The organism is Nocardia carnea, assembly GCF_029868325.1.
Classification (GTDB): Bacteria; Actinomycetota; Actinomycetes; order Mycobacteriales; family Mycobacteriaceae; genus Nocardia; species Nocardia carnea_C.
On sequence record NZ_JARWNW010000102.1, the window covers coordinates 1 to 8,764 of the forward strand.

An 8,764-nucleotide genomic window follows, 5' to 3' on the forward strand; every position below is an offset into this window, starting at 1 on the left:
GTTTGGTACCGGCGGGTGTCGTGGCCACCAATGCCGCCCCCGGGGAGGGCCCCCCCCCCCCCCCCGGCGCCGGCGAAAATGATAATTTAGCCGGGGGGGCCGCCCCCCCCCCCCCCCAAAAAAATATCCCCCACCTCCAAAACCAAAACCCCGGGGGGGCCGGGGCCCCTTAACCCCGGCCCCCCCGGACGAGATACCGGGTGAACTGTTCGGCCGCCCGCAGATCCACGGTGTTCATTCCCCGCGCGAAATCCACGTCGAACGGCGCGTCGGCCACCTTCGGCATGCCCACCCGGACGGTCGGTATCCCCCGGCCCCGCAGGATATTGGCGTCCGTCGCGCCGCTGGCATCGCGTACCTCGTGATGCGGCTGTCCCGTCATCGCCTCCCAGGCATCTACGGCACTGCGGCACAGCCACATTTGCGGATCCGAGGATTCGCCGGGGATGGCCAGTATCTGTTCGGCATCGATGCTGGCGTCCAGTTCATCGGCGATCGCCCGCACCGCGGCCAGCAGTTCCCGTTTGGCGGCGGTCGGGGTTGTCCGTGGGCTCAGCCGCAGGTCGACCATCATATGCACCTGTTCCGGCGTGAACGAGGCCGTACGCGACCATCCGCCGCGGATGTTGGCGATCATGCCCTGCGGGCACACCAGTCCGTCCTGATGCGCCTGCGAGTATCTCGGAAACCACTGTTCCAGCCGCTCCGCCACGGCGCCCGCGAGCGCCACCGGGTTGCGATAGGGCAGCCGGTGCCGCGAACCGACGTAGGTATGAGTGCCGTGTACGACTATCTCGAACCAGGTCAGTCCGACCTCTTCCCACGAAACGGTCCATCCAGGCTTGGCGATGAGCGCGAAATCCGCCCATACCCCCTGCTCCAGCAGAAACGAGCAGCCGACGCCTTGGCCGGTATTACGCCGCGAACCGCCGGCCTCCGGCCGGGCGTTCGTAGGCATACCACCGGCGCCGAACGCAGCGATCAGGTCACCGGTCAGCGGTATTCCCGCCGTATGCACCGCTTCCGCCGCCGCCATGACGCAGGCGGCGTGTCCCTTCGGGTTCGAGGCGCCGAGCCCGGTGACATAGTGGCCGTCCACCGTTGCCCGCGCCGTCATATCCGGACGCAGGGTATCGCCCGCCCAGGGCAGGTCCTCCAGGGCGTTTCCGCTCGTCACGGTGTCGATCGGGGCGTAGAACATCAGGTCCGGGCCGGTGCCGTCACCGGGCACGCGAGCCCATGAATTGGCCTGCCGGTCGTCGAGATCCATCGTGTGGGCCTCGATACCGGCGCCCGCCAACACCTCGGTGATATGCCGCGCCAGCGGTGCTTCATCGCCCGTGGGACTGGCGATATCGACCAATCCGGTAACCCGTTCTCGCAAGAGTGCGTAATCCACAGCAGCCCAAGCCTGCTCGGTCCAGGAGCGGCGTTGTTCGTCGAGCCCTGCGAGTGGGCCGGCCACGGCCGTCATTGCGGGGTGACCTGATGAATCTGGGTGTTGTTCCGCGCGGCCAGAAAGCGCCAGGCTTTCGGGGCGCCGACTGCCAGCAATACCCCGGCCGCGAAACCGGCAAGAATTCTGCGCATGGGATCGTCCTTTCGCTACTCGGTCTCTGCGGCTGCCGGAGCACCGGGCTGCGGCGCACCGTTGGTTTCGGCGGGGCCGGGCCGCGCTGCGGCTGTGGTTTTTCCAGGGGTCCGCCGCGCTCGTACGGGCCGTTCCGGCTTTGCCGATTGATGAGCCACGGCCGCGGCAACCTTGTCGGCGTACTCCGTTTCGGCGAGATTGCGCCATGCGGTCAGCGAGATATCGGGCCGGTAGAGCTTCTCCGGAGGTGCGTCGGTGACACTCACCATCCATTCGTCCTGGCCGGAGAACTGGCCGTGGAACAACCAGCGGATGGCGCCCAGGTATTTCGCGTAGAACCCCAGCTTGCGCACCCCGGTCACGAAATTGACCATCAGGCCCACATAGTTGTGCCGTTCGTCGTCCACCGGAACATAGAACTCGTAGTGGATGAAGTTCGGGTAGGCGATGCGCAGGACACCCGGCATCGACAAGGAGGCGAAGCCGGGAAATTTCTGTGCCTCGATCACCGGGTTGGTACGCAATCCGGCTCCCACGTTGCCGATCTGGGAGATCTGCGTCTCGTCCGGCTTCTTCTTCCACCAGCGCTTGTTGGTCCATGTGCCGACACCGGGGAATTCGGCCTCCCAGTGGACCTCGTCCTGGACCCGGTAGATCCAGCGGCCATCGGGCACGATCCGGGTGATATTCCACGTCGGCATGGGTTTGAACAGCCGCCACAGCGAAGTGCGGTGCAGGTATTTCGCGTGCCCCTCATCGAACCCGTTCTCGCACGCGAAACGCCAGTTGCCGCGGCGCGGCTGGATCCGGCCGCCCACGATGCCCTCGTTCTCCACCAGTTCCCGGGGCAGCTGCTCGTCGATCGGTGGCGCCGGTTCGTTCCCGATCGGGATGTACACCCACACCAGGCCCAGACGTTCGGCCACCGGATAGGTCTGCACCGCGAGCTTTCCGCAGACCTTCGAATCGGGACCGTCGGTGATGACGGCGGCGAGTTCGCCGTCGGTCAGCCGGAAGGTCCAGCCGTGGTAGGGGCAGCTGACGGTACCCGGGAACTGCTGATCCCCCTCCGACAGCGGCACACCACGATGTGGGCACCGGTCGTGCAGGGCGTAGGCAGTTCCGTTGTCACGGATCAGCGCCAGCTTTTCACCGCAGATCGTATGGCTCGTGGGCTTGCCGGTGATGTGGTTCGACCACGTCACCGGATACCAATACCCGCGGTAGCCGCTACCGGCCTGGTCGTAGTAGGGCCAGGCCGTCCAGTCCTGCCGGCCCGCCGCCCGCGCACGCTCCGGGAGCGTGGGCCGGGTGGCCGGTGCCTCGACACCAGTCATATGGGTTCAGTTCCTCTCGATGCGAGATCGTCCGGTGGCACCGATCTTGGGTGCGGCGGCCGCGGTACCCAATGGATCGGGTTCGCTCAGCAGACCGGAGACTCGGCGCCGACCACGGCGCGACCGATCGCGCAGATAGTTCCCGCCTCGTCGCGCTCCTCCAACCACAGAGTCAGCACGCCGTCCTCGATCTCCGCGACGACACCGGTGACGGTCAAGATCGCACCGACGGCAGCCGGCGCCCGGTTCTGCCAGCTCACCGCGCGCACAGCGGCCGGGTCCCCGGCATACCGGGCTGCCGCACGGAAGAAGAGCGTGCCGTGTAGCTGCGCCATCACCACCGGGCCGGCCAGGCCCTCGGCGCGCGCGGCGAGAGTGTCGTAGTGGATTCGGTGCGCATTGTGGGTGGCAGCGCCGAAACGCTGCACGCGAACCGGGTCGGTCCGCAACTCGACAGGATCGACCATATCCCCGGCCCGCACCATGCGAATATCCTTCATCGGACGATGAACCCTTCCGTCACCGAGACGAGGTCTCCGGTTACCGCCGCGCGATAGATCTTGCCGACGGTGATCAGTACGAAACGCCCGCTACCGCTGCCTTTCCACTCGACCCGGTGCACGGTGCGGTGCACCACGATCTCTTCCCCCAGCGGCGCCGGCCCATGGAAATCGATGCTCTGTCCACCCGCCATCAGCCGGACGGCCAGACCCGCCGTACCCGGGACCTCGTCAGCGAACATGCCGTCGGCCCGGTACTCGTCTTCCAGGGCACCCGCGGGCCCGCGTAGCAGGCTGGGGAGGTACAGCGGATGCACGGAAAACGCTGGGTGCGCGGCGTCGAGATACCGGGGATCGTCTTCCCCGCAGGCCCGTGCGAAGGCCACGGACTCCGCGGCCCGCACCGGGCCGAGCTCCCGGCTGTCCACGGCACCGAGCAGCGCCGTAGCCCGTGCGTGCACGGTTTCCAGATCATCTGTCATGGGCCGACGCTAGGAATCCCGGGCCCCGACGGCCAACAGTCCCGGACCGTCCAGCGGACCGCGAACCTTTGGCCCCGCGCCGGTATGCGGTCGAGTGTGCCTATGGCATCTCGACCGAATAGCTTGTACGCCACCGCGGCCGGTGTGAAATTCCACTATCACGACATGGGGGCTGGTTCGCCCACGCTCTTCCTGCACGGCGGCGGTCCCGGCTGCACCGCCTGGTCGGACTTCGGACCCGTCGCGGAACTGTTCGCCCGGGACCGCCGGGCGCTGCTCGTGGACCTGCTGCAGTACGGAAAATCGGATAAATGCACGATCACCGGTCCGATGTGGGATTTCCATGCCGCGAAAATGGTGGCCCTGCTCGACGAACTCGGTATCGACCGCGCGGATTTCGTCTGTAATTCGTGGGGCGGCACCATCGCGCTCAACCTCGCGGCCAAATACCCCGAGCGGGTCCGCACCCTGGTGATCACGGGCAGTATGCCGGTGTTCTACGGACCTCTCGCACCGCTGCCCGAGGCCGGCCGCCGGGGCCGCAATGCCCGCGACGTCTACTACGGGGGCGAAGGGCCGACCCGGGATAAGATGCGCCGGCTCATCACCGGACTCGAATGGTTCGACGGCAGCCGGCTCCCCGAGGAAACCCTCGAGATGCGGTATCAGCAGAGCCTGGATCCCGGAGAAACCGCACTGGCAGCGCGGTCGGACAATCCGCGCGGCGACTGGCAGGATCTGACGGCCGAACTCGGGACGATTCAGGCGCCCGTGCTATTCGCCTGGGGTATGCACGACGCGTTCCTCACGCCCGACTACCCGCTGATGCTCGCCCGGATGGTGCCGCACGGTCATCTCTACGTCATGGACCGGGCCTCGCACCACCTCCAGGAGGAACGCCCGTACGACTACTACAGCGTGGTAACCGGTTTCCTGAACCAGCAGCATCCGTGATCGCGGGCAGGATACGCGAGACCGCGGACGCGCAAACACCTGTCCACCACAACCGGTTTCGCCTCGTTCTGACTCTCGGCGTGCTCACCGCACTGGGTCCGTTCACGGTGGATATGTATCTGCCCGCCCTACCTGTGATCGCCGCCGATCTGCGGACCAGCGACGCCACGATCCAGCTCACCCTCACCGCAACCCTGGTCGGACTGGCGCTGGGCCAGCTCGTCATCGGTCCGCTGTCCGACGTCTACGGCCGGCGCCGGCCCTTGATCGCCGGGTCGGCGATCCACGTCGCCGCTTCGGTGGCATGTTTCTTCGCCCCCTCGGTCGCGGTACTCGCGGGCTTACGCGTACTCCAGGGCGTCGGTGCCGCGGCCACCGCGGTTATCGCCATGGCCGTGGTCCGCGACCTGTTCACCGGCCGGGGGGCCGCGGTCGTTCTTTCACGACTGATGCTCGTGATGGGGGTCGCGCCGGTGCTGGCTCCCTCGATCGGCGGCCTGCTCATCTCCGTGGTCTCCTGGCGCGGGGTGTTTCTCGCCCTCGCCGGCCTCGGGGTGGTGATGGTCGCGCTCGGCTGCTGGGCGCTGCCGGAAACACTCCCGCAGGCCGCGCGGACCCGCAGTGGAACCGTCTCGGCGTTGCGGAGCTACGGCGTCCTCATCCGGGACCGCGTCTTCGTGCTACTGGTCCTGGTCTGTGGACTTGTCAGGGCGGCCCTATGGGCGTATATCGCCGGATCGGCCTTCGTTCTCCAGCACCAATTCGAGTTGAGCCCCCAGCTCTACGGTTTCGCCTTCGCGGTCGGGGCCGTGGCACTGATCGGCGCGTCACAACTGAATGTGTTGTTACTCGGCCGCTGGTCCCCCGATCGCCTCTGTCTGGTATCACTGCTGGTGAGCGTGATCACCGGCGCAGTATTCGTCGTTGTGTCCGCTACGGATACCGGTGGGCTGACGGGCTTCGCCATACCGCTGATGGTGCTGCTGGGCGCCACCGGGCTCGCGATGCCGAACTCCGTCGCCTCGGCGTTGTCCCGGCACGGTTCAGCGGCCGGGTCTGCCGCCGCGGTGGTCGGTTTCGCCCAGTTCGGTGCCGCAGCGGTCGCCGCGCCCGCGGTCGGTCTGCTCGGTAATTCGGCCCGCGCGATCGCGATCGTCATGACCGGCGCCGCAGCCCTCGCCCTCGCCGGCTTCGTCGCTGCACGCGGTGGCAGAACCGTCGGCCGAACGACCGGCGAACGGGCAGCGGCCGGGTAGTGAACCGGCGCCGCGAGTGCTGCCCGTGCCCGCTGCGCGCTCTACGATCGGCGGCGAACCGATTCGATAGCTGCGGCCCGGCCGCGCGCGAGGGGAGCATGGTGTCCGAGACCTCCGCTGCCGGTGAGCCGGGAGAATTGCGGCGCGGCCTGGGGGTGGCCGATGCCGTGGTGATCGGGCTCGGTGCCATGCTCGGGGCGGGGATTTTCGCGGCCCTGGGGCCGGCGGCGCGGGCTGCGGGCTCGGGACTGCTGCTCGGGCTGGCCGTGGCCGCGGTGGTGGCCTATTGCAACGCCACCTCGTCGGCTCGGCTGGCCGCGCGGTATCCGGCATCCGGCGGTACCTATGTGTACGGGCGGGAGCGGCTCGGGGAGTTCTGGGGATATCTCGCGGGCTGGTGTTTCGTCGTCGGCAAGACCGCTTCGTGCGCAGCGATGGCGTTGACGGTCGGTGCCTACGCCTGGCCCGAATACGCGCACGCGGTGGCCGCCGGTGCGGTGATCGCGCTGACCGCGGTGAACTATCGCGGGGTCCAGAAGTCTGCACTGCTGACCCGGGTGATCGTGGCGATCGTGCTGGCCGTGCTCGCCGCGGTGGTCGTCGCGGCGGCCCTCGGTGGCGGGACAGGTCCGGAGCTGGGGTCCGGGGCCGGATTCTCCGCGGGCGGCGTACTCCAGGCGGCCGGATTGCTGTTCTTCGCGTTCGCCGGGTACGCGCGGATCGCCACGCTCGGTGAGGAAGTACGCGACCCCGCCCGCACCATCCCCCGCGCTGTCCCGATCGCCTTGGCGATCACCGTGGTCGTGTACACGCTCGTCGCCGTCGCGGCGCTGGTAACGCTGGGCGCAGACGGGTTGGCGACGGCGACGGCTCCGTTGTCGGATGTGGTGGGCGCGGCGGGCGCCGGTTGGCTGACGCCGGTGGTGCGTGCGGGCGCGGTCGTCGCCGCGGTGGGGTCGCTGCTGGCATTGATCCTCGGGGTTTCCCGGACCACGCTGGCCATGGCCCGGGACCGGCATCTGCCGCATGTGCTCGCGGCGGTGCATCCGCGTTTCGCGGTACCGCATCGCGCCGAACTCGCGGTCGGGGCGGTGGTCGCGGTCGCCGCCGCAACCGTCGATATCACCGCGGCGATCGGTTTCTCCTCGTTCGGGGTGCTGGTGTACTACGCCGTCGCCAACGCTTCGGCATGGACGCTGCGGCCGTCCGAGGGGCGACCGCGACGGCTGATTCCGGTGGTCGGCGTGGCGGGATGTCTGGTGCTGGCATTCAGCCTGCCCGCACAGTCGGTTATCACAGGTGCGCTCGTCGTTGCGCTCGGTGCCCTGGTGTATGCCATCCGCCGCCGGGCGGGTTCGAGCGGCCCTGCGGACTCGGATATACGCCACTAGGACATAGCGTCCGGAGCGTTTCCGGGGCGGACATCTGCGAGTACGGGCTCGTCCGAGCGGCAGTTGCCCGGAACACCGCGCCGCCGAATGTGAACGCACCAGCGCCCGGGTATCGCGGTGCGGCCTCTGTGACCTCCGCGCGACCTCCCACCGAGCCGCGGCGACCCCACCGTGATTCGGGACGCGGAAATTGATGGTTCCTTGTCTGGTATCGGGGCCCGCACCGGCGAACACTGAGTCCGTGCGCGAATGACGTCACTGTTCAGCCGATCAGAGGAAACGTTATGACAGCCAGAATCACCAAGCTCTTCGCCGCGAGCACCATAGCCCTGGCACTGGGCGTAATTGCAGCGCCTGCCGCATCGGCCCAACCGGTTATCCCGGGTTTGGGCTCGGTCGAAATCTGCGTTCCGGTGGGCAGCGCCGAGGTCTGTATCTGACTCGCGGGCAACAACCCGACTGCCAAGAGTCCCCTCACCACCCCGCGGAGTATGCCCGCGGGGTGGAAGCGTGCAGGGCCAGATTGTGCAGCCTGCACATTCAGGTTGCGGTCACGGGGAAACGGGCATTGCCACCGCCGAGTTGTCATAGCTAATATCAATCGGTCCGACCGGTCGGGATCTGCCAACTCGACAGAACGGAACTTCCATGAGGCCAACAGCGCGTTTCCAGCGCGTCGGCCCCCGACTTCTCGGCGCGACCGTCGGGGCCGCCGCCCTCTTCTTCGCCGCCGCTCCCGCGGCCGCTCTCCCCGGGACCCTCGACCGGGTCCAGGCCGACAACGGCCCGAATCCGCTGGTCGAACTGCACAGTTACTGTTCGGCACCGGGACAGGTCGGGCATCTGGCGGACGGCACCACCGTCTACTGCTCCCCCGTCTCGGGCAGCGACACCTTCGCGTGGTCGTACTACACCGAACCGCTGCCGATGGACCCGAACACCATCGACTACAACTGCGACAGCGCGAGCTGCACCTATCCGGACGGCTCCCAGGTCCCCGTAGAGCAGCGCTGCGGGATGCAATGCGGTGAGCCGCCCACACCGGGTGACGTGCAGAACCACCTGGACAACTCCCGCCGCTGACGGTCCGCGTACCGGGCGGTTGCCCCATCGACCGAACGGGCCCCCGGCCGGGGGGGCCCCCCCGCCCGGCGCCCCCACCAAGTGAAAACAGGCCCGCGGCGCGCCCCCCCCAGAGAGGATGGGCGTAAAGTTCAGTCCACAACGCTCGACAACCCCCCCCCGAGCGGGGG

9 protein-coding genes are annotated in these 8,764 nt (G+C 68.0%); 5 read left to right on the forward strand and 4 right to left on the reverse strand.

Annotation, left to right across the window (positions count from 1 at the left end):
- Positions 1 to 169: 169 nt before the first annotated feature.
- The 4 genes from QH196_RS06820 to QH196_RS06835 form a co-directional block, all read right to left on the reverse strand.
- A complete protein-coding gene (locus QH196_RS06820) occupies positions 170 to 1,474 on the reverse strand; it encodes a deacylase (protein WP_280414898.1) in 1,305 nt (434 codons plus the stop codon).
- Between the two features lie 131 nt (positions 1,475 to 1,605).
- A complete protein-coding gene (locus QH196_RS06825) occupies positions 1,606 to 2,928 on the reverse strand; it encodes an aromatic ring-hydroxylating oxygenase subunit alpha (RefSeq protein WP_280414899.1) in 1,323 nt (440 codons plus the stop codon).
- A gap of 86 nt (positions 2,929 to 3,014) precedes the next feature.
- Positions 3,015 to 3,428: an acyl dehydratase gene (locus tag QH196_RS06830; RefSeq protein ID WP_280414900.1), complete on the reverse strand. Its 414-nt coding sequence runs from the start codon at positions 3,426 to 3,428 to the stop codon at positions 3,015 to 3,017.
- Positions 3,425 to 3,910, reverse strand: coding sequence for an FAS1-like dehydratase domain-containing protein (locus QH196_RS06835; RefSeq protein ID WP_280414901.1), 486 nt, complete (start codon positions 3,908 to 3,910; stop codon positions 3,425 to 3,427). Before QH196_RS06835 ends, QH196_RS06830 begins: the two co-directional genes overlap by 4 nt.
- Positions 3,911 to 4,012: 102 nt before the next feature.
- On the opposite strand from QH196_RS06835, the gene QH196_RS06840 reads away from it, so the two are divergent.
- The 5 genes from QH196_RS06840 to QH196_RS06860 all read left to right on the forward strand — a co-directional run bounded on the left by QH196_RS06840 (position 4,013) and on the right by QH196_RS06860 (position 8,594).
- Entirely contained in the window at positions 4,013 to 4,864 is an 852-nt protein-coding gene (locus tag QH196_RS06840) for an alpha/beta fold hydrolase (protein ID WP_280414902.1), read from the forward strand.
- Positions 4,861 to 6,120 carry a multidrug effflux MFS transporter gene (locus tag QH196_RS06845; protein WP_280414903.1) on the forward strand — a complete coding sequence of 420 codons (1,260 nt, stop codon included), beginning with the start codon at positions 4,861 to 4,863 and terminating at the stop codon, positions 6,118 to 6,120. Before QH196_RS06840 ends, QH196_RS06845 begins: the two co-directional genes overlap by 4 nt.
- A gap of 98 nt (positions 6,121 to 6,218) precedes the next feature.
- Positions 6,219 to 7,511 carry an APC family permease gene (locus QH196_RS06850; RefSeq protein WP_280414904.1) on the forward strand — a complete coding sequence of 431 codons (1,293 nt, stop codon included), beginning with the start codon at positions 6,219 to 6,221 and terminating at the stop codon, positions 7,509 to 7,511.
- A gap of 284 nt (positions 7,512 to 7,795) precedes the next feature.
- Positions 7,796 to 7,951, forward strand: coding sequence for a hypothetical protein (locus tag QH196_RS06855; protein ID WP_280414905.1), 156 nt, complete (start codon positions 7,796 to 7,798; stop codon positions 7,949 to 7,951).
- 208 nt (positions 7,952 to 8,159) lie between these two features.
- Positions 8,160 to 8,594, forward strand: coding sequence for a hypothetical protein (locus QH196_RS06860; protein WP_280414906.1), 435 nt, complete (start codon positions 8,160 to 8,162; stop codon positions 8,592 to 8,594).
- Positions 8,595 to 8,764: the final 170 nt, after the last annotated feature.